Below are 21,429 nucleotides of genomic sequence, written 5' to 3'. Positions count from 1 at the left end.
CAAAAGTAGAGCCATATCATAATCTATTCTTTCTCTTCTAACTCTAGCATTAAACAAAGAGCGGATCTAGATTAAGGCAATACTCCTACCCCCAGCACCTCACTTAAGATTTACCATAAGCTGCTAGTGCATATTCCTTAAATCTTTCCATATCTGCTTGAATTGTTGACTCGACAACTCTACCTAAAAACAAATTATCCATTAATTTACCCAACCAACCGGGAATGCCGTAAGCTACTGTTAATTTAACAATGCTGCTACCATGTCGATCGTAAAATCTCACCGCACCTCTATTCGGTAAACCATCAACAGATTCCCATTGAATAATTTGATGGGGAATTATTTTTAAAATCCGTGATAACCAAGTAAAATTCAGGTTTCCTGTTGCCAATTTCCACCGTGATAAATCGGGATTTTCTTCTAAAACATGAACCGATTCAATCCATTTCATCCACCGGGGCATTTGTTCCAAATCTGACCACAAATTCCAGGCGAATTCGATCGGCACTGCTACTTCTACTTGTACACTATGTTCTAACCAGTCTGTCATTTTAATAATTGCTAATTGGTAATGGGTAGTTGGTAATTGGTGTTCGATCCCCCCTAACCCCCCTTAAGAAGGGGGGAACTGGATTCCAATTCATTTTTGTTAAGGAGAGAACCGAATTCAAAGTCCCCCTTATTAAGGGGGATTTAGGGGGATCAAAAACACTTAAATTCATAACTAGCAACTTGAATTATCATCTATTGTTTCTGATCTAAAATTACTTTCGCCGCCTGTCTTCCCGAAATCGTTGCACCTTCCATACTATCAATGTAATCTTGTTGGGTGTAACTACCTGCTAGGAAAAAGTTGGGAATTGGGGTTTTTTGATTTGGACGATAAAGATCCATTCCTGGTGCTTCTCGATAGAGAGATTGGGCGAGTTTCACTACACTATACCAGGTCATGTTTAATTTGCGGGAAGAGGGGAAAAGGTCATGTACTTGTTTAAGGACGTGATTTGCGATCGCTTCATTACTCTCTTTAATAAAAGGATCGCCCGGAGTCAACACTAATTGCATTAAAGAACCTTGTCCTTCTCGATAATAATCCTCTGGACTAGTTAATGCTAAATCAGCAAAACAGGAAAAATCTGCATCTGCGGTATAAAGTAAATTATCAATCCCAGAAGCGTGCTCGAACTTTTGACTAGCTGGGTTATTCTCTAATTCTGTCACCCATCCATCAAAGCGCATTTGCACTGTCGCCACAGGTACAGCTTCTAACTTATAAATATTGTCGAACTCTTGCCATTTGCGCCATTCTTGCGGTAAAAGTCTTTGAATTCCGGGAACATCGCAAGCACAAACATAAGCATCAGCAGTAATAGTTTCTTCGCTTTCTCCGTTCGCAACTACTAACCCTGTAACTTTGGTTTTTCCCGCTTCTTCTGCAAACAAAATTTCTCTGGTACGACGACGAGTATAAATTTTTCCGCCTCGTTCTTCTATATAGTTAACGATTGGTTTGTGTAGGTATTCATTAGGTGAACCTGACAACATTCTTAATACGGAAGCTTCCGTTTTTGCAGCGAAAAACTGGAAGATTGTCAGCATACAACGGGCGGAAATATTTTCTGTATCGATGAATCCTAACGCATAAGCGATCGGATTCCACATTCTTTTTAAACTACCATTCGATCCCCCGTGACTTCTAAACCAATCCGCAAAGCTAATTCTATCAAGATCACGGATCGTTTTCATCGCTCCCTCGAAGTCGATTAAACCACGAACTAGGGGACTTGTACCTAGCGCGATCGCATTTTGCACTTTATCCTGTAAAGAAAGTTGCGAAGTCGTAAAAAATGCCTTTAAACCATTAAAAGGCGCACCAGTAATAAACCGAAAATCTAACGCACCTGTCACGCCACCTCTGTTAACAAAAGTGTGGGTATGTTCTTTCAGAAGTAAATTTTCCGCTGCTCCCACTTTCCGCATTAACTCGAATAGATTATAGTAGCAACCGAAGAAGACGTGCAAACCCATCTCGATATGGTTGCCTTCCGCGTCTACCCAGCTACCAACTTTACCCCCGACAAAGGGACGAGATTCAAAAATTTCCACTTCGCATCCAGCATCGACTAGATCGATCGCTGTCGCCATTCCCGCTAATCCCGCACCAACAATTGCAACTCGCATTCAGTCTTCCCTGCTCAGTTTCTTCACATATTTTAATATCACACTGTCTTTTTTCCCACACTGGCAGGCAAGATTAGGTAACTGATTAAATCACTACACTGTTATTCTCTTTTTTCAGACTCTTTCTGTTAAACTTTCCGGGAATACTTCCGGGGAAAACATCTCTCGCAAAGCTTGAAAATATGGTATAAATAACTGCTGTTGTTCTCTTCCTAAACGACTACTTATTTCCTTACCTAACAAATTAATCATTTGTCTGACTAATTCCCAGCGGACTTTTAAAGTGGGATAAATCATGACACATAAAGGAAATAACTCTTGTTGAATTGCCGCAACACTATTTTCGAGAACGCACACCCACAAGTATACTTGAAACATTTCTACATCGCGGATAGTGGCAGTTTTTACCACAGGATTTTTCAAACTACCTGAGTAAGTTGAATAGTTTGGATATAACTCTATAACTCTTTCACAAATATTTCTAGCAATTTCTGTACTTGCTGGTAATAGTTGTTGCACGACCATCAAACTTTGCGAGTTATAATCTTGATTAGCTGCGGCATCGTATGCACGTTGCAACGGCATATACAAATGATCGTCAATCACTTTTAAATAAGTTAATAACTCATTTTTATTTCGCATTGAAAGGTCTTCTGTTAGCATTAATCCGGTGTAATGGAACTGCATACTCACAAAACCAATTACTCTCGGATCGATCGCCGTGTGTTTCTTACGAATTGCTCCTAAATAGGGACTGATAATTCTTGATAAATACTGCGGTGACAACGTTTGAGCATATATTTCCAAAGTTTTTTCAAATATATTAAAAACCTCTTCGGAAATTTGCCAAGGATCTATTAGTTTAGGATTAATTTGATGTCTTTCTATCTCTTGACCAATCAAGTATTCAGTTTTATTCCAAGCTTGTAAGCTAATATTTCGCAGCGAGTAGCGTAGTTTTTCCGCTATTGATAAACGCTGATTTTTAGTAGATAGTTCTCTATTTTCATCTAAACTGTCTGTATGCTCTTCTAATTTCCGAACATATTTTTTAGCCCATTGTTTAGCTAGAGATTCAATTTCTCTATCTTTAGATAGATTGACACTTTGATATTCTAGTTGCGGTTTCATTGGATTCTTATAACTTCCATAACTAAAAGTAATTGACTCTAGATTATTCTACTTTCTGTTACTAAACTTTACATTAGAGAAAACACCTATATATATTAACTTATGTTAGACAAAACACCTAACAATATTTAAGATTAAATTAACTATCGAAATAGTTTTTTTTAGTAGCTTTAAATACAGTTTTTATTCGATCGCCCCAAGCTCAATACGATTAAAAATTTAGAGGTTATACTATTTAAACAGGAATAATTAAATGCTAAAAAATCAAAATATTAAAATTTAAAAGAGAAAGGAATAATCACACCTTTCTCCTTTAACCAAACGGTAACGGAAATTATTCTAACTGGAATTGAGTTATTGTTATCTTTTCTAAAGTTCCTAAACCTGCTTCTTCGTGGGATATGTATTTAGCAGAAAACAAAGCCATCATATCTGGTAATTTCGGATTTCCTCTAGAAGCACCTTTTAATCCTCTAGCAATCAATAAACCACAAGTGCCTTTAGTTTTCTTGATGCGAGAATCCCATTTTTTCAAAGCTTCTTTATGTATAGGATCGTTTTGATTAAACTCACCAAACAGGTACATTTCCCCATCTTTAGTTTGCAAAATACCTAAGTCATAAACATCGTCCTCAAAAGGGTCTTCCCCAGGATTAAAGAACATAGTTTGTAAACCACCTGCGGCTTCAATTTCTTGAATTAAAGTTAATGCTTTGGGGCGAGAAGTTTGGATTAAAATTACTGGGAAACCATCCCCTGTTTTGGACAGAGTTTCATTTATTTGATTGCTATGTAAATGAGAACGCAAATCATCCATCATTTCCCATGTAACCATGCCAATACTGACAAAAGAATCTGGCGGAATTAAATCATCACGTAATGCAGGCGAGAAAACATCATCTTCATCTTCGAGGTCATCTAAATCTTGGGAATTAGCCATTTCCCACAATTCTTCTGTTACCTCTGGTAAAGTTGCTACTTTAACAGATATTACTTGATTTGTTTCCGATACTTGGGGCAGAGTAATGCGGTAGTTACTATTAATTTTCGGGATATCATCTATGTCATCTACAGAGAGTTGACGACGATGTTGGCGCAAAAACCGATTTAAAGCTGTGAGGGCGACAAAAACTGTTAATGCTTCTTCTTCAAATAAAGAAGCTCTTAAACCTTCTAAAGGATGAATATTACCAAAATTGGGTTCGACTTCTGACAATGATAAATCTGCTAGGTCAAGGTCTTCTTCGTCGTATTCTTCAAATAAATCTTCGGTTCTTTCAAAGGTGATAAATAAACAATCTTGTTTGAGAAAAGCTTCTTCTAGTTGTTCGATCGAACTATCTTGCTGTTGTAATACGGAAGCGCGAAATTGTTTCAAAGAATCCAAAGAACGGTATAGCAAAATACCGTATTCTTTGCCTAACATTCCTAAGATCGAGATATATAAAGTTTGAATGTCCCATTTATTAATCTCGATCGCAATTATCTGATGTTCTTCTAAAATTTCCCAAGGAGCATTGTGCCAAATTTCTTCAGCTACTTCCATTAATTGTGCGGCGTACTGAGGAGGCAAAATTGGCGGTTGCGAGTTTTGATCTTCTTCAAATTCCCGAAATAGTTCATCAATTAACGGTAAATTAGGGACATATTCAATAGCAATGCCTAAATCTTGCAATATGCCTCTTAAGTAAAATTGAATTTCCCGATCGCGTACTACAATTTTTTGTGGTCTACCCGGTTTCACAGGCCCTTGCGGATACTCCATCGCCCGTAACAAAGTCCGTACAATCGCTTCCGGGCCTACTTCCGAGCTTACCACATCCATCGCCCGGACAACTCCCTGACTACCATCCACCCAGACAATACATTCTTTTTGCCCGTCATAGTCAGACTCGACATTAGCAGAAAAATGTCGGCGATCGCCCTCCCAAACGCTGGGAATTTGATTTAAATTATTTAACCGACGATAGGTAGAGCGATTAAAAGTTGTCATAGAACAAGGCAAAAGAAGAAACTATATTGTCTGAGAAATTGTCTGAGAATTTATGCTCAGGGACTTAACGTGAGAAGCAGTTGAGTTTTTGGATGAATCTATCTGCTCAAGTTACAGAAGAAAAACTCCCTTTCTCTACACACTACACCCAAAACCCCTGATTGTGTTTGGACTTTACTTTTGTTTCGGTAGGGTAGCGGACAGTTGCATAATTTTACATCTCCTACACCTCCCACTACCAATTATTACCAACCTCAATGGATATAACTAGCAACTTTAGGTTATTACTACCCTAGAAATCTTTGATGTTTAGAAAATTTATCCTAAAATCCAAGATTCATTCACCAATTCTACTAAGCCGGATAAAATGTAATGATAGGCAAATACAGTCGATGCGATCTGGCATTTTTAAGGAGTAGCACAAACCCATGTCTACAGCAACTCAATCTCAACAAAAAGGTCTACAAGTAACCGATAGCGCCCTCGCGCAACTAAAACTTCTAAGGGATAAACAAGGTAAAGACCTCTGTCTAAGGGTAGGTGTGCGCCAAGGCGGTTGCTCTGGAATGTCCTACACAATGGACTTTATTGAGCCTAGCACTATTCGGGAAGAGGATGACGTTTTCGATTATGATGGCTTCCAGTTGGTGTGCGATCGCAAAAGTTTACTTTACATCTACGGTCTGATGCTTGACTTCAGCGATTCTATGATCGGTGGCGGTTTCCAATTTACTAACCCCAATGCCAGTCAAACCTGTGGTTGTGGAAAATCTTTTGCTGTTTAATAATAGGCAACGGAGCAATTTTAGATTTTAGCTCTCTATTTTGGTCTGAAATCTAAAATTCTCCCTCAGACCCAAATTTATTCTCTAGATCAATTCAAAATCCCAAATCGGCATGACTCAATCTGTAGAATCTTTATTTGAATCGGCTATAGAACGTTACAAAGCTGGAGAGGAACCAAAAGCATTAATTCCAGTGTTTAAGGATCTTTGCGATCGCACTCCTAAAAGTAGCGCTTCTTGGACTTGTTTAGCTTGGTTATACTTACTAGAAAATCAACCAAACAACGCTTTAAAAGCTGCTAAAACCGCAGTAAAATTAAACCCCCAAGACCCCCAAGCTAGAGTAAATTTAGCTTCAGCAATGTTAGAATCTGGGCAAACTGGAGTACGTCAACATATCGAAATTGTACAACAAATAATGGTGTTAGATACAGAAATTCGCCAAGAAATTATAGATAATATCCAAGATGGTTTAACTAGAAAACCAGATTGGAAAAGTTTAATTCGCATTCAAAAATGGTTGTTGGGTAATTAATTGATTAATCATGAAAGAGAAATTGCTTAATTGGCTGAATTTGGCTTTGATGTGCAATTTATTCCTAGTTTTGCTGAGTTTTTTTTGGTTAGCGATCGCAGTAGTTGGCGAAACAACAGGCGTTCATCTAGGTTGGAAACTCTGGCAAAAACTCTGGGAACCTGTATTCACCCCAGCCATTGGTATTTTAATGGCTGGAGCAATAATTAGCGGCATTACTAGCTGGATCTCCAAAAAATTAGACTCCAAAGCCAGTTAAAGTGTTGAGTTTTGATTTTTGATTTTTGAGTTAGGGAGAGTTTTCAGTTACTAAACTTCCCCTTTTCCCCAGTCCCCAGTCCCTAGTCCCTCATCTCAAAAAAGACTCCAAAGCTGGCTTTAAATCGGGGTATTTATAAGTAAAACCGGACTCCAAAGTGCGTTTTGGTGAAACTTTTTGACCTTCCAAGACTACCATTGCCGCATCACCCATGAGCAATTCTAAAGCAAAAGCGGGGACGGGCAACCAAGAAGGTCGATGTAAAACATCTCCTAAAGTGTTACAAAACTGAGTCATTCTTACAGGATTAGGAGCAGTAGCATTATAAACTCCTTCCATTTCTTGGCGTTTTAAAGCGGCGACAATTAAGTTAACTAAATCATCGACTTCTACCCAAGAAAACCACTGTTTTCCAGTTCCAATTGTACCTCCGGCAAATAATTTGAATACTGGTAGCATTTTGGCGATCGCACCACCCATACCCAAAACTACCCCAAAGCGCAAAATAACCAATCTCAACCCCAAATCTTTTACCCTTTGCGCCTCTGCTTCCCAAGCAATACAAACTTGCGCTAAAAAGTCATCACCAGGAGGACTATTTTCCTCATAAGTAGCAGTTTCGCTAGTGCCATAATAACCAATAGCCGAAGCATTTACTAATACTGAAGGTTTTTGTTCTGCTTTCGCAATAGCCTCAACTAACTTTTGGGTGCCAATTTTTCGGCTATTAATAATTTCCTGTTTTCGTTCCGTCGTCCACCGACCTTCACCAATGGAAGCACCAGCCAAATTTACCACACCATCGCAACCAGAAATTACCTTTTGCCAATCTCCAGATTCTAAGGGATTGTAGGTGACAATTTCCAAATTTGGGAAAGCAGTTTTCGGAAAAACTCGATTAGCACGATCGACACTGCGAGTTAAGATGAGAATGCGATCGCCCGACTCTTGCAACCTTTTCACCAAATAACTGCCCACAAATCCCGTACCACCAGTAATCGCTATTTTCATTTTCACCTCCGATATTTAAATCTTGGCTTTCTCATACATAAAGTGATAAGTAAACCTGTTTAATTTGACTGTATTTCTAAAAAATCCCAGTCCCTAGTCCCCAGTACCCAGTCCCTAAAACCAAGATTTAGACTTCCGCAATCAGCTTATTTATTCTCTCCATAAGCCATGCCATTAGCCTCAGCATAACGATTCATAAACCGGATAAATCTTTCCCAGTGGTCATCGCGATCGATCTCAAACTTGCATTCTACCCGCTTTAAATCATCACCTTCCGGCCCGCCAAAAATAAACTTTACATCGCTAGGCGTAACCGTAATTTCTCCTTCCGAATCGACCAAACGCAACGAATTAGAAAACCTATTTGTAAAGCTATTAAATCTTTCCACAGCCTTCAACTGCCTAAAAGTCATCAGTACAGACTTAACACCCGTAGCACGATCGCGACGTAAACTCACATCAGCCAACTCTTCAGAAATACCTTCAAAAAACTCAATGGTCGGAACTTGTACTGTCATGAAATAAAAATAAAGAAACTTAACAATTAGTATACATGGGGACTGGGGATCGGGGACTGGGGACTGGGAGACAAGGGAACTCTTCGGACAAGGGGAAGTTGATTAACTTAAAACTTTCTCTTTAACTCAAAACTCAAAACTCAAAACTTAAAACTCTCTCCAGTTCCCCAAATCCTCTAAAGTGAAGAATGTAAATAAAATCCAATAGTCGAGAGAGTAGGCCAGTATGCACTTGAGTGAAATCACTCATCCAAATCAGTTGCACGGTCTGTCAATACACCAACTCAAGCAAATTGCTCAACAAATTCGGGAAAAGCATTTGCAAACCGTAGCGACCAGTGGAGGACACTTGGGGCCTGGTTTGGGTGTAGTGGAACTGACTCTGGGACTTTACCAAACCCTAGACTTAGATCGGGATAAAGTCATTTGGGATGTGGGACACCAAGCTTACCCGCACAAGATGGTTACAGGAAGATATAACAACTTCCACACCTTGCGCCAAAAAGATGGTGTTGCCGGATACCTCAAACGGTGCGAAAGCAAGTTCGATCATTTCGGCGCAGGTCACGCTTCCACAAGTATTTCAGCTGCCTTGGGGATGGCCTTGGCGCGAGATCTCAAAGGCGAAAACTTTAAAGTGGTGGCAATAATTGGCGATGGTGCGTTAACAGGAGGCATGGCATTAGAAGCAATCAACCATGCTGGACATTTGCCAAAAACCAATCTGTTAATCGTGCTTAATGATAACGAGATGTCGATTTCTCCCAATGTGGGGGCAATTTCTCGTTATTTGAACAAGATGCGTCTGAGCGATCCGGTACAGTTTTTTACAGATAACTTAGAAGAGCAATTTAAGCATTTGCCTTTTGTTGGTGAGTCTTTGTCTCCAGAGATCGATCGCATCAAAGAAGGAATGAAGCGTCTAGCTGTGCCGAAAGTCGGTGCAGTTTGCGAAGAGTTGGGCTTAACCTATATGGGACCAGTGGATGGTCACGACCTGGAAGAGTTGATTTCCACATTCAAGCAAGCACACAAACATTCTGGCCCCGTGCTGGTTCATGTGGCAACTGTGAAAGGTAAGGGTTACGAGATGGCTGAAAAAGACCAAGTTGGCTATCATGCTCAAAATCCCTTTAACTTGGCAACTGGTAAACCCATTCCTTCCAGTAAACCCAAACCCCCTGCTTACTCGAAAGTTTTTGCCCATACTTTAGTCAAGTTAGCCGAAAACAACCCGAAAATTGTCGGGATTACGGCAGCAATGGCAACGGGAACTGGGTTAGATAAACTGCAAGCTAAATTACCCAAACAATATATTGATGTGGGTATTGCCGAACAACACGCGGTTACTATGGCAGCTGGTTTAGCTTGTGAGGGAATGCGCCCTGTCGCGGCGATTTATTCTACTTTCTTGCAACGGGGCTACGATCAAGTAGTTCATGATGTCTGCATTCAAAAATTGCCCGTGTTCTTCTGTATGGATAGGGCGGGAATTGTGGGTGCTGATGGCCCGACTCACCAAGGAATGTATGATATTGCTTATCTGCGTTGTTTGCCGAATATCGTGCTGATGGCTCCGAAAGATGAGGCAGAATTACAGCAGATGATCGTGACGGGAATTGATTATACTGATGGGCCGATCGCCATGCGTTATCCTCGTGGTAACGGCTACGGCGTACCTTTAATGGAAGAAGGTTGGGAATCTTTGCCCATTGGTAAAGCTGAAGTGTTGCGCCAAGGCGATGATGTGTTGTTGTTGGGCTACGGTTCAATGGTTTACCCAGCAATGCAAGCAGCCGAAATCCTCAGCGAACATGGCATTGAAGCAACTGTGGTAAATGCCCGCTTTGTCAAACCTTTGGACAGAGAATTAATTTTGCCCTTGGCGAAACAAATTGGTCGAGTGGTGACTTTGGAAGAAGGTTGCGTTATGGGCGGTTTTGGTTCAGCTGTGGCAGAAGCAATGCTAGATCATAACGTTTTGGTGCCTGTGATTCGGGTTGGTGTGCCTGATATTTTGGTAGATCATGCTACACCAAATGAATCTATGGCTGAGTTGGGTTTAACTCCACCGCAAATTGCCGAAAGAGTGCGTTTGGCTTTTTTCAGTCAAAAAGCATCGGCTACTGTTAGTTAGCTAAAAAACTTTTTTGATAATCCCCGCCGCTTTATCGCCGGGGATTTTTGCATATATTTAAGTAGAGTGGGACAACTCCCTGAGTCAGTCATAAGCTGTTCCGCATTTAAATTGGATTGTTTGGAAACAGAAGAAAATTCGTCTAATTCTCTCCCCTGCCCCCCTGCCCCCCTGCCCCCCTGCTCCCCTGCAATCTTAATAAGTGATTTAAATGCGTAACAGCTTATTACAAATTAATACCTTATCTATCACTCAATTAGAATTGCTGGGGGAAGCGTTGTTGGATTTCTCTAATCTGTCTGATTTAGAGGTATGGTTGACCCAACAGGAACAATAGGTTAGCGCTATATTGTGGGATGGTGCGTTACACTGGCATTAACGCACCCTACATATAGGGGGTTTGCGTAAGTCCTAGTTAAGGGGAGTGCGAGCATCTTGCTCGTTTGTATATATCCGTAGCGAGCAAGATGCTCGCACTACAATAATCAGTAAAAACCTCTTAACTGAAACGTATTGCCCTAAATGCTAATTCCAATTAACTCGCAGTTCGATTAGCAACTGGATTTTTACTCTTAGCTACTTCAGCTTTTATCACCTGAGTAATTTTATCGGCTACTTGTTTGCTTTGCCAATAACTACCATGAGCCTTACCACCATGTATTAAAGCTAAAGTTTGTTGACTTAACTGCTGAAATATTATATCAGTTAAACCCTCATTCTTATTCAGAAAATCAAGCAAATCCAAATACTTTTTTTGTTCTTCTATTGAATCGAATAATATTGTTTCTAAAGGCCAAGCAACCGGATCGCCTGGATGAATAAAGTTAGTCCAAGGTAACTGTCTTCCTCGAATATTGTATAAATTCTTTAGCAATTCTTCAAGGATAGGTTTAAAATTGTGACTACTGCCTTCGACATTAATTAAATTAAAAAGTGCGATCGGTGAACCCATTGTATTAATACTTGCCAGCCGAATTCCTGAAGTAGGACTAGGTTGTAATCCAAACAGAAAATTACGAATAGCCATCACATCTTGATGACCTGGAACATTATCAAATGTCCAACGTTCAGCAAACAGAATGTCAAATAAAATTACCGTTCCCCAACTATGAGTAATCAGGTGCAAACGGTCTTCTTGAGGATTGTAACCTTGAATTTCTTGCAAAGCTTGTTCTTTTAAACGCTGCACTACTTGAGAACCTACTGTACGACTGAGGTAAAGCGCTGCATCCCCAGCAAATTGCAGAAGTTGATTTGTACGAAAATCTTTAAACCACAATTGATTCCAAACACTTGATTGTTTAAAACTTCTGACAAGTTCATCTTGCGCTGTTTGGTTGATATCACCCCAGTATAGGGCAATTTTTTTTAGGTTTATGGATGAGCCTACTCCTTGTTGAATTAAGCGAAACAGCTGGTCAGCATAAGTATACTGTTCCTGCTTTTCACGGGTGTTAACACCATGTACAAATAGAATATAGTCGGTTGCCATAATTCATTTTGCTTTGTAAAGAATACTGTATTAATACAGAATCATTCTTCTAAAATCCAGAATATTTACTATTTTTACTAATCGCCAGAGTAGTTTATGGTGAATAACTTCAAAAAACTTAATATAATTAGATAGAACCTCTATAACAGATTATCAAAGCTGGAGTTCGCCATGAGAAATATATCGTACTCTTTTATACTGCGGCGATTGGCTACGATTTTGTCTGTGGCAATTATTTCATTGAGTTTAATTGCAGCGATTACGGGAATTTTGCTGTCTTTTTATTACGAACCTACTGCGGGTGGGGCGTATAATTCATTGCAAAGTATCAAATCAGAAATTCCCAATGGTTGGTTAATTCAACGCCTGCATGAAATTGCGGGTAATGGATTAATTGGTGTGTCTTTGATTCAGATTGTAGTGATGTTTTTGGGTGAAAAATTTCGCCCTAGTTGGTTAACTGCTTGGATTAGCGGAATTTTATTAACTTTAACAGCGATCGCGCTCAGTTGGACGGCAATGTTACTAGACTGGACGCAGTTAGGATATTGGCGTTTTAACATTGAATTGGGAACCATCGAAGCAATTCCGGTAGTTGGTTCTTGGTTGCGGGAATTTCTCACAGGTGGAGGCGCAGTAAACACGATGACAGTGATGCGTCTTTACACTTTGCATAGTTATGTTTTGTCGATGGGTGCGATCGTTTTAGCGATCGTTCATTTAATCGGATTATTGCGGCAAGAGCAAGAAGAAAAAAAAGAATCGAACGAAATCACAAATACAGTTTATTAGCTGTGGGGTTCTCTCGTACTTTTGGTGTAAAACCCTAGTTTTGGGGACTAGGGATTAGGAACTGGGATTTTTTTTGAACTAATCAGGTTTATCGATCGCCACAAGAATGTATTTCCTTAGATGAGTCGAAAAGAATCGAGAAATTTTTGGAGATTACCAGGTTGAATTGCCATACCTACAACTATATAAAGCCGTTTTTTCACTAAAAAAACTCGACCTTTACCATTAATACCTTCACTCAAAATAAACTCAAATTCTTTACCAGGATGACCATCTAAAGAAACAGTTTTTGCGGTAACTAACTTAGCGTTAGCACCCTTAACAAAATCGCTTGGTGCATTATCTAATAATTTAGTAATTTCTGCCTTACTCAACTTTTCAATATCAGGAATATCAGAATAGTGAATTAGGAAAGCAGAGTTATCAGAAGTTAAGGAGAAAGAGTGTTCTGTAGAACCATCTTGATTAGTTTCCGTCTCTTCCTTGGGAGTTCCTGGCATTGAGACAGCAAACCTTCCTTGCTCAGAGGAAAACTCATTCCAAGATGCTTCTTGTGTTAGTAGAACTGGTTGTTGGAGTTGTACTATACTTTCTGCTCGTAAAGGGTTTAAAAACCAGAGAGGAGTAGCAAGAGTAATAATAGAGAGGGTTTTGAGTTTCATGTTCCAGCGAGCTCCAAGTGGTAAATCACCTTTTTTAGAGGATACACTGGAAGGAGTTTTCGATCCGTATTTTGTGAATTTTCTCAACCATTAGGTCAAACTATGGGTACATTTCGGTTTTTAATGGGTAAGGGAAGATATTAAGTGCTGCCATGTTAAAATTGCCAGTTATAGCGATCGCTTCTAATGATGTAATTGAGTGGTTGAATAGTAACCCCAATGTTCTTCGCTTACTCGATTTGCTTTTCTGGGGAACTAATCACCCAATTTGGGGTTTAATTATATTATTGACTATATTGGTGTTGCTCTGGAATTTATTTAAAGGTTTCAGTTATCTGGTGACAATACTCGCTAGAGAATTAGTGCAAGCACCAATGAAATTATTACGATTTTCTTGGAGAGTTAGTGCTAAATCTATACAGCAAGTCGGCAATTTAGCCATTAAACAATTGACAGGCAAAAAAAATACTGAACTTCCGGCTTTACCTCCTGCAAGTTCTCAACCAGTACAAATAGATAAACAGCAAAGATTAACGGAAATTTCTAGTAGATTAGAAGAAATTCAAAAAGAACAAAATGAGCTTTTACAAGAAGTCTCATCGTTATTAGGAGGAGAAAAAATTACTGTAGAAGTTACCCAAGATTTAAGGCAGGTTTAATTCACAACTCTTTAACATTCGGCTCCGCATTGCTGAGATTCAACCAAATGTTCCCAGTGATATGCTAAGTTTATTAGAACGAGCTATAAACCAGAGTCAATTGAGAATTCCAGCCTTTTGTTAAGCCTAGTAAAACTTATGTTGCCAAAGTTATAGATATACTAATTTTTCTGGTTGAATTAACTGAAGTTTCCTTAAATGATATGATAAATTAAACTATTTCAGTTGATGAAATATGGAAATTTTACTTTTGGAAAGACTTTCCCAAGACTGGCAAAAGAGCAAAGATTTTTTCGGTCAAAAGACGGGAAGTACAATTGATAGTATAACAGCATTTAGCGAACAAACGAAAGATTCTCTCTCGCAAACTACTGAGCAAGCGAAAGAAGTGATTATACAAGGAACAAGCAAACTTTTAAATAATTTCAGTCAAGAGACGAGTCAAGCTGTTAGTACAGTCACACAAGCAACAGAAAAAGCCAAAAATTCATTAAGTCAAGCTACGAGTCACGCTGTTACTAGCATAAATGAAACTAGTAAAAATGCAGTGGGATCGATCGCCCAAACCGCCCAAAAAGCCAAAGAAACAATTTCCCAAACTTCTGTGCAAGCTGTTGATAGTATTCAGCAAGTAACAGAACAAGCAAAAGCATCTTTAGAAGAGACAATCCAAAAAACCGAAGGTTTAAGTCATACCTTAACTGAAGGGATAGAAAAAGGGATTAATAGTTATGTTACTGATTGGATGAATCACCATGTAGTTCTAGGTTGGTTTTTCAGTCATCCGCTGTTTGCGATCGCACTTTTCCCTCTATCTATTGTATTAATTTGGGGATTTTTTCAAGCTGTAGGTGGTTTAATTGTCAAAGGTTGGATGTCGGTTTTGTTGTCTCCGATGTTGTTGGTGCGATCGCTTCTACCCAAAGGTAATCAATCAACAGCAAATGCCATCAACAATCGATTTTCATCACCAAAACTAGACAGCGAAAATCCCAAACAAAGATTCAATACAATTTTGCAAAGATTGAATGAAATTAAACAAGAACAAGATACTCTTTTACAAGAATTAGCTAAAATGTTAGAAACAACAGATTTCAATTTGAAAGTTAAGTAATTTAGTCCGCGTAGGCGGACTTTGTGCGTGTAGCCGCGATTTCAATCGCCCGGTTTCTTTCAATAAACATCTAACCTCAAACTAAATCCCAGTAATACATCTTCTCCTAACAATTCAGTTGGCAAATTTCGCACTTCTACCTCTTTTCCTAAGCGATAGATTTCTACCTGTTGCTGTTGAGGATTAATCAACCAACCCAATCTTACTCTCGCATCCAAATATTCCCGCATCTTCTCTTGTAAAATTGACAAATTATCTGTTTCTGACCTTAATTCAATTACAAAATCTGGTGCAATGGGGGGAAATTTCCGTCTTTGTTCTGGTGTTAAAGCTTCCCAACGTTCGCGCCTAATCCAAGCAGCATCAGGAGATCTGTCGCCACCATTTGGTAACTTAAAAACAGTAGAAGAACTGAAAGTGTAACCGAGTCGAGTTTGCCGATTCCAAATCAGCAAATCACCATTCAATTCTGATTCACGATTACCACTTTCTCCGCCAACTGGAGGCATAATAATTAGTTCTCCTTTTGCATTGCGTTCAAAGTTAAACTCGCGGTTATTTTGGCAAAGTTGATAGAATTGTTCATCTGTTAAATGAACTGAATTTAGGTTTAATTTTAGGGGTATTAGTACCATAAATTTGACTAAAACTACTTCCAAAGTTTGATGTTTGTGAGCAAAAAAGTTTTAAGTTTTGAATTAATAACTTAAAACTCAAAACTCAAAACTCGCCCTTGTCCCCTTGTCCCCAGCCCCCCAGTCCCCAGAAAAAAAAGGGGGACACTTCTGCCCCCAAAACCTGTAACTAGTTCTACATCCTAGCGATTAGCAGTCGCAGCAATTTTTGCTTCTTGAGCAGTTAACCGTTCATAAGTAGCACGCATCTTCAAACCTGTCAATACTTGGAATAAACCAGTTCCATTGTTAGAACCAGGATATTCCTTGTGTTGTAACAACAGATGAGTTAACTCACCGTGATACTTGGTAGAAGTTTTGCTCAAATGGTTTTCGATGTAGATTACCTGTTCCAAATTCTCGAATTGTCCATCAACTTCCAGAATTTCTGCCGCATGACCATAATAAGCATCTGGCCCATAGTGCATTCTAATTCCGGGGTAGGAACAAGTCAGCTTATTGCCACAGGGAATCCAATCAATAGTGGAACCTTCATCAAATAGGTAAGCAGGTTCAAAACCTTCTACACCAACTTTCTGAATCAAACGCACCCGGAGAATTTTATTTTCCTTATCGTCCTTAAGCAACTGAGTAGGCAATACTTGAATTACCACATCAGCAAACTCTCTTTGCGGCTCGATATAAGCACTAAAATCAGGGCGACGAGAATTAATCGCAGCTAACACATCCTCATAAGTGTGACCCCGTTCCGACATATCGCGCTGAATTTTCCAGTTAATCTTGACTTCTTCGCTAATGTCGAGGTATACACTGAAGTCGATGAGCGATCGCACCCGTTCATCATACAGAGGATGCAGCCCCTCAATCACCACAACATGATTTGGCTCAACTAACTCTGGTGGATCAATCTTGCCGGTTTCGTGATTGTAAATCGGCTTATTGATTGTTTCGCCATTCTTGAGCGCCTCGATCTGCTCGTACATCAGAGCGAAATTATTGGCTCTCGGATCTAGTGCAGTAATCCCCGTCTCCTTGCGCTGCTTTCTATCCAAAGAATGATAATCATCCAGACAGATCACAGTGACAAACTCTTTGCCAAACAAATCAGTGATCCGGCGCAAAAATGTTGACTTCCCACACCCGGAGTCCCCGGCGACACCAATTAGCACCACGCGATCCGGCTTTTTGGTCATAGCTTCCCTCTTTCGATTTAAGATTCTTTACTAACTGGGTCAAAACTTCGAGCTAAATTCACAGCTGATGAGTCATCCCGATTGACCGAAAAAGCTACTTAAAAAAAGCAGCTCTTACCAATCCAACAGGAGCAGTCTGGCATCTGCCCCCAAGGGAAAACTCAAGCCTTCAAGTAAGTATTTAATACTACTATTACTGGAATATATTACCAGAGTGGGATTACCTCTACAAGGCATAAACAAAGTGGAATCATTTAGCTCAGTATTAATGCTAAGGTTTGTTGTGCATCTTTTATAAAAAAAATGTGAAATTGATTCGCTAGTCACACTCTCTTAGAGATTTACCTTGTACGGTGGAGGAGAATCTGGAGCCGGATTTTTCTCTGCCTTTGGTTTTAGAACTGTGATCCTAGCCTTAAACTATAAATTACTGCAATTTCTTAGATCTAGTTCACACCAAAAAAAATTGGTGGTTGGAACTGTCATGTGGTGCGAAGGGCACTTTGCAGCAGCAGCAAATTTATTTTCAGTTCGGAGAGATCGAAGCAATGTACAATCCAAGCGCAGCTGGTGGTGCTGCCAATACACAATCTGGTAGCCGCGTCTTTGTTTACGAAGTGGTAGGTTTACGGCAGAACGAGGCAACTGACCAAAACAACTATCCAATTCGTCGCAGTGGCAGCGTGTTTATCACTGTGCCCTACAACCGCATGAATGAAGAAATGCGGCGGATCGCTCGCCTGGGGGGTCAAATTGTTAGCATTCGACCTTTAAGCGCTAATCACCAAGGGAATGGAACTTCCGCACCGGAGACAACCAATGGACTCCAGCAAGAGAAGAAAGAAGAAACCAAGCCAATGACTCAAGCGAAAGAAAAAGAAAAGGACGTTCCAGTTAATATTTACCGTCCCAATGCTCCTTTTATCGGCAAATGTCTGTCTAATGAAGAGTTAGTCCGCGAGGGTGGAGAAGGAACAGTTCGTCACCTGAAGTTTGACTTGACAGGAAGCGAGTTGCGCTATCTCGAAGGTCAAAGTATTGGGATTATCCCAGCGGGAACCGATAAAGACGGCAAGCCGCACAAAATTAGACTATACTCGATCGCCTCCACTCGTCACGGCGATGACCTCAACGATCAAACTGTCTCCCTCTGCGTGCGCCGACTAGAGTACAAGCACCCAGAAACCGGAGAAATGGTTTACGGCGTTTGCTCTACTTACCTCACAGGCTTGAATGTCGGTGATGATGTGAAAATTACAGGGCCAGTGGGTAAGGAAATGCTCTTACCTGATGACCCAAAAGCCAATGTTATCATGATGGCTACTGGTACAGGTATTGCTCCTTTCCGTGCTTTCCTGTGGCGGATGTTTAAGGAACAGCACGCAGATTATAAATTTGAGGGTCTAGCTTGGCTGTTCTTTGGTTGCGCTTACACTCCCAACATCCTCTACAAGGATGAGTTGGAAGAATTACAAGCCAAATTCCCAGATAACTTCCGTTTAACTTATGCCATCAGTAGGGAACAAAAGAACCCCCAAGGTGGCAAGATGTACATCCAAGACCGGATTGCTGAACACGCCGATCAACTTTGGGAGTTGGTGCAAAAATCCAACACCCACACCTACATTTGTGGTTTGAAAGGTATGGAAGGCGGTATCGATGCAGGTATGTCCGGTGCAGCTGAAAAGTTCGGTGTAGTTTGGGCAGATTACCAAAAAGGTCTGAAGAAAGAAAAGCGCTGGCACGTAGAAACCTACTAATTTTTAGTTTTTTACTCTCAGCTTTTTCCGGGTGGGCGTTGCCTACCCTTTTTTTTAACAATTTTACTCAGATTGCAGAGTATGGAGGTAGAACCTCCCAATACTCGTTCCCAGGTTGAACCTGGGAACGAGAAACTCTAGACTCCGCTCAGGATTGCCAGACCTGAGTTTATAAAGTTTTATTACGAAGTATGTCTTTAATTTTTTGGCAGGGAACTTTATTAAAGAAATGCAAGTTTTCTCTATATGCCAGTCAAAATTATTCGGGGGGCTTTCCGGGAAATTCAAAAACTTTCCCATGAAAATTTCCGCAAAGTCTGCAAAATCATTAGCCGTTTAAACTTAGATCCAATTGACCCCAATCATACTAAAAGCTTGCAGGGATATCCCCATTGGCGGCGAACTCACTTGGGAGATGTGCGGGTGATTTGGGAACGAGTCGATCGAGATAACATTTTAGTGATTAAGGCGGGGTTGCGGAGAGATATTTATGATAATTTATTTGACAATCCCAATTGCGACGATCCTTTAGCAATAGAAGAACTTCTCAAGCCTGATGGAATTGAAGTAGAAAATAGCCCTACATATCAAGTTCCATCAATAAATGTTACTGATTCTGAGTGTAAGCAAGAAGTAGATGATACTTGGTACAAATTTATTTATGGTGGTGGCTATCGATATTCGCCTTTACTAACACCTCACCAGCAAGAAGTTCTCTCTGGATTAACCCCTGATTCGACAAATACTAAAGCATGGATTGTTCAAAGTGCGCCGGGAACAGGTAAAACAGTTTGTGCTGCTTTAAAAGCTTGTGAAATGCACCGGGAATATGATTGGAATACCATGCTAATTGTACCAGAAGCACTGCGCCAAGATGTAGCACAATTCTCGGAAATTAAGCAGACATTAGAGCGAAATTCAGAGGGTTTTTGGCTGGGAACTTTTGATGATTTTTTGGCAAAGGTAGCTCCATATTTGCATTCTCATCTCGCTAAACCAGAAGAAGAAGCAGAGATTTTATGGAAGTTAGAAAATCCTTTTCTACCGAAAGCACAGTCTATTAGCGCTGAGGAAATTATATCATATTCAGATGATGTTTTATTGTATCAAGCTTTCGCTTTAAATGATAAAAATCCTCAGAGAACTGGCAGTCCAATCTATAAAGCCAACCAAGAACGTATTCAAGAGCTTGCGAACCAGATCAAACCAAATAAATGGAAACAAAATTTAGGTGATAAGCTTTGTCGCTTGGATGTTGCTTATGAGATGAAATCAAACCCACCATCACCGCCTTTTACTAATAAAAAACCTATAGTTTTGATTGTGGATGAAGCGCAAGATTTTCTGTTAGCTGAATTGCAAGCTTTGGTAGCTTTACGGGAAACTTGGGAAAGTCAAGGATATTCGACTTATCTCTGGTTTTTGGGAGATTTGAATCAAAAGATTAAACCGACAGATTTATATATTTGGGGTCATTTAGAACTGGGAGATCCAGTGAAACTTTCGTATAATTACCGAAATTCTCAACCTATTTTGAAGTTTGCTAATCAATTTTTGAATTTTGCTAAACCCTTTATCAATAGACATAGAGAAATTCCCGAACCTTCCGATCCCGAAACTGCTTTTGAGAAGGGTGAACTAGTTAGTTTGGTGGAGTTTTCTTCAAAACAGCAAGCTTTAGAGTTTTTGGAGTTGTTGAATTCTTCGGCGCAACAGGAAGAGAGAGAAAGGTATTTTTTAAGGTTATCAGCTAATCGGGTGAAGGTGCTTTGTTGCGATCGCCATTTGCCCACCTTTAATAACCTAGAAATTTTCCCTGCTGAACAAGCAAAGGGGCGAGAATTTGAAGCTTGTGTAGCTTTTGGAATCTTCAACGGTACTGGTACACCTACATTGCAAGAAAGTTTACAATGGTACACTTTACTTACTCGTCCTCGTTCTCGTTTATTAGTAGTTGCAACTACCCAAGAATTAGAGCGTGTGGGTAATGAATATTTTAAATGTTGCAAAATTATTGATGCTCAATCTGCCGCTGCTTGGATAGCAGAAATAGCCAGCGATATTGATATTAGTGAATTTCGCAATAATGCCGAAACTAAAAAGCAAGAATTACTGGCAAGTTGTGCCAAAAGTTTGCCTTTTTTTGACACTTACTTAGTTCTAGAATTGGCTGGGATTCAGAGGGAAAAAGTTTCGCAGTGGGAACAAGAAGCTATTGCTAAATTGAGAAAGAATTCGTCTAATTTGCTGAAAGAATTAGAGCAAATTCCTAGTAATAATATTTCGCTACGTTGTTTGTTGTTAAGGGCGATGCACCGTTCTTGGGAAGCAGTTGATTTAGCATTTGAATTACATGAAACCGATCGAGAAGAATATCAACGTTTACTTGCTGCTATTGCTCAAGATTTGGAAAACAAAAATCTTCTTTACGAAGCAGCAAGAGTGCGGATAAAATTAGGGCAATCTTTGCCTAATAATTATCCATTTCCTGAAATAGCAGAAAAGTCTGGCTCTTTGTTATCTCTATTATGTCAGGCTTTTATTGAGCGTCCTTTTTCCAATGTTTAATCAA

At 39.8% G+C, this 21,429-nt stretch carries 20 protein-coding genes; 10 read left to right on the top strand and 10 right to left on the bottom strand.

What is annotated here, in order from left to right; translation table 11 throughout:
• Window positions 1-103 precede the first annotated feature (103 nt).
• From ACE1CA_RS17145 to ACE1CA_RS17130, 4 genes are all read right to left on the bottom strand, one after another.
• Window positions 104-550 (bottom strand): SRPBCC family protein, encoded by a 447-nt coding sequence (locus tag ACE1CA_RS17145; RefSeq protein ID WP_413276033.1) that lies wholly within the window; start codon window positions 548-550, stop codon window positions 104-106.
• A gap of 194 nt (window positions 551-744) precedes the next feature.
• Entirely contained in the window at window positions 745-2,181 is a 1,437-nt protein-coding gene (gene zds / locus ACE1CA_RS17140) for a 9,9'-di-cis-zeta-carotene desaturase (RefSeq protein ID WP_413276032.1), read from the bottom strand.
• Between the two features lie 114 nt (window positions 2,182-2,295).
• Window positions 2,296-3,312: a hypothetical protein gene (locus tag ACE1CA_RS17135; protein ID WP_413276031.1), complete on the bottom strand. Its 1,017-nt coding sequence runs from the start codon at window positions 3,310-3,312 to the stop codon at window positions 2,296-2,298.
• Window positions 3,313-3,646: 334 nt separating this feature from the next.
• Entirely contained in the window at window positions 3,647-5,305 is a 1,659-nt protein-coding gene (locus ACE1CA_RS17130; RefSeq protein ID WP_413276030.1) for a DUF6930 domain-containing protein, read from the bottom strand.
• 428 nt (window positions 5,306-5,733) lie between these two features.
• Here ACE1CA_RS17130 and ACE1CA_RS17125 point away from each other — a divergent pair, with 428 nt between their 5' ends.
• From ACE1CA_RS17125 to ACE1CA_RS17115, 3 genes are all read left to right on the top strand, one after another.
• On the top strand, window positions 5,734-6,090 hold the full coding sequence (locus ACE1CA_RS17125; protein WP_413276029.1) for a HesB/IscA family protein: 357 nt from the start codon (window positions 5,734-5,736) through the stop codon (window positions 6,088-6,090).
• 112 nt (window positions 6,091-6,202) lie between these two features.
• A complete protein-coding gene (locus ACE1CA_RS17120; RefSeq protein WP_413276028.1) occupies window positions 6,203-6,625 on the top strand; it encodes a tetratricopeptide repeat protein in 423 nt (140 codons plus the stop codon).
• Window positions 6,626-6,635: 10 nt separating this feature from the next.
• Window positions 6,636-6,884 carry a hypothetical protein gene (locus ACE1CA_RS17115; protein WP_413276027.1) on the top strand — a complete coding sequence of 83 codons (249 nt, stop codon included), beginning with the start codon at window positions 6,636-6,638 and terminating at the stop codon, window positions 6,882-6,884.
• Between the two features lie 90 nt (window positions 6,885-6,974).
• On the opposite strand, the gene thyD is transcribed toward ACE1CA_RS17115, so the two are convergent.
• A complete protein-coding gene (gene thyD / locus ACE1CA_RS17110; protein ID WP_413276026.1) occupies window positions 6,975-7,895 on the bottom strand; it encodes a thylakoid membrane protein ThyD in 921 nt (306 codons plus the stop codon).
• A 146-nt stretch (window positions 7,896-8,041) separates the two neighbouring features.
• Complete coding sequence (psb28, locus tag ACE1CA_RS17105) at window positions 8,042-8,413, bottom strand: photosystem II reaction center protein Psb28 (RefSeq protein WP_413276025.1); 372 nt, start codon at window positions 8,411-8,413, stop codon at window positions 8,042-8,044.
• A gap of 226 nt (window positions 8,414-8,639) precedes the next feature.
• Between psb28 and dxs the strand changes: the two genes are divergently transcribed.
• Together dxs and ACE1CA_RS17095 are read left to right on the top strand one after the other, a co-directional pair.
• Window positions 8,640-10,550 (top strand): 1-deoxy-D-xylulose-5-phosphate synthase, encoded by a 1,911-nt coding sequence (gene dxs, locus ACE1CA_RS17100; RefSeq protein WP_413276024.1) that lies wholly within the window; start codon window positions 8,640-8,642, stop codon window positions 10,548-10,550.
• 211 nt (window positions 10,551-10,761) lie between these two features.
• Window positions 10,762-10,887, top strand: a complete 126-nt coding sequence (locus ACE1CA_RS17095; protein WP_413276023.1) for a DUF4351 domain-containing protein — start codon at window positions 10,762-10,764, stop codon at window positions 10,885-10,887.
• Window positions 10,888-11,085: 198 nt separating this feature from the next.
• On the opposite strand, the gene ACE1CA_RS17090 is transcribed toward ACE1CA_RS17095, so the two are convergent.
• The gene (locus ACE1CA_RS17090; protein ID WP_413280795.1) at window positions 11,086-12,042 is read right to left on the bottom strand and encodes a hypothetical protein; all 957 of its coding nucleotides are present in this window, start codon (window positions 12,040-12,042) and stop codon (window positions 11,086-11,088) included.
• Window positions 12,043-12,213: 171 nt separating this feature from the next.
• Here ACE1CA_RS17090 and ACE1CA_RS17085 point away from each other — a divergent pair, with 171 nt between their 5' ends.
• Window positions 12,214-12,834 carry a cytochrome b N-terminal domain-containing protein gene (locus tag ACE1CA_RS17085; RefSeq protein ID WP_413280794.1) on the top strand — a complete coding sequence of 207 codons (621 nt, stop codon included), beginning with the start codon at window positions 12,214-12,216 and terminating at the stop codon, window positions 12,832-12,834.
• A gap of 116 nt (window positions 12,835-12,950) precedes the next feature.
• On the opposite strand, the gene ACE1CA_RS17080 is transcribed toward ACE1CA_RS17085, so the two are convergent.
• Window positions 12,951-13,496, bottom strand: a complete 546-nt coding sequence (locus ACE1CA_RS17080; RefSeq protein ID WP_413280793.1) for a hypothetical protein — start codon at window positions 13,494-13,496, stop codon at window positions 12,951-12,953.
• A gap of 152 nt (window positions 13,497-13,648) precedes the next feature.
• Here ACE1CA_RS17080 and ACE1CA_RS17075 point away from each other — a divergent pair, with 152 nt between their 5' ends.
• Both ACE1CA_RS17075 and ACE1CA_RS17070 read left to right on the top strand, forming a co-directional pair.
• Window positions 13,649-14,155: a hypothetical protein gene (locus ACE1CA_RS17075; protein ID WP_413280792.1), complete on the top strand. Its 507-nt coding sequence runs from the start codon at window positions 13,649-13,651 to the stop codon at window positions 14,153-14,155.
• A gap of 235 nt (window positions 14,156-14,390) precedes the next feature.
• Window positions 14,391-15,269 carry a hypothetical protein gene (locus tag ACE1CA_RS17070; protein ID WP_413280791.1) on the top strand — a complete coding sequence of 293 codons (879 nt, stop codon included), beginning with the start codon at window positions 14,391-14,393 and terminating at the stop codon, window positions 15,267-15,269.
• Between the two features lie 59 nt (window positions 15,270-15,328).
• Here ACE1CA_RS17070 and ACE1CA_RS17065 read toward each other — a convergent pair whose 3' ends face one another.
• Window positions 15,329-15,904: a Uma2 family endonuclease gene (locus tag ACE1CA_RS17065; protein ID WP_413280790.1), complete on the bottom strand. Its 576-nt coding sequence runs from the start codon at window positions 15,902-15,904 to the stop codon at window positions 15,329-15,331.
• A 182-nt stretch (window positions 15,905-16,086) separates the two neighbouring features.
• Window positions 16,087-17,097, bottom strand: a complete 1,011-nt coding sequence (locus ACE1CA_RS17060; protein ID WP_413280789.1) for a phosphoribulokinase — start codon at window positions 17,095-17,097, stop codon at window positions 16,087-16,089.
• Window positions 17,098-17,645: 548 nt separating this feature from the next.
• Between ACE1CA_RS17060 and cpcD/petH the strand changes: the two genes are divergently transcribed.
• The gene (gene cpcD/petH, locus ACE1CA_RS17055) at window positions 17,646-18,857 is read left to right on the top strand and encodes a bifunctional rod-capping linker CpcD/ferredoxin--NADP reductase PetH (RefSeq protein WP_413280788.1); all 1,212 of its coding nucleotides are present in this window, start codon (window positions 17,646-17,648) and stop codon (window positions 18,855-18,857) included.
• Between the two features lie 246 nt (window positions 18,858-19,103).
• On the top strand, window positions 19,104-21,425 hold the full coding sequence (locus ACE1CA_RS17050; RefSeq protein ID WP_413280787.1) for a hypothetical protein: 2,322 nt from the start codon (window positions 19,104-19,106) through the stop codon (window positions 21,423-21,425).
• The last annotated feature ends 4 nt before the right edge of the window (window positions 21,426-21,429 follow it).

The organism is Floridaenema evergladense BLCC-F167, assembly GCF_041929205.2.
Classification (GTDB): Bacteria; Cyanobacteriota; Cyanobacteriia; order Cyanobacteriales; family Aerosakkonemataceae; genus Floridanema; species Floridanema evergladense.
Note: the sequence above shows the minus strand (reverse complement) of the source record. Positions and strands in the feature narration are given on the sequence as shown.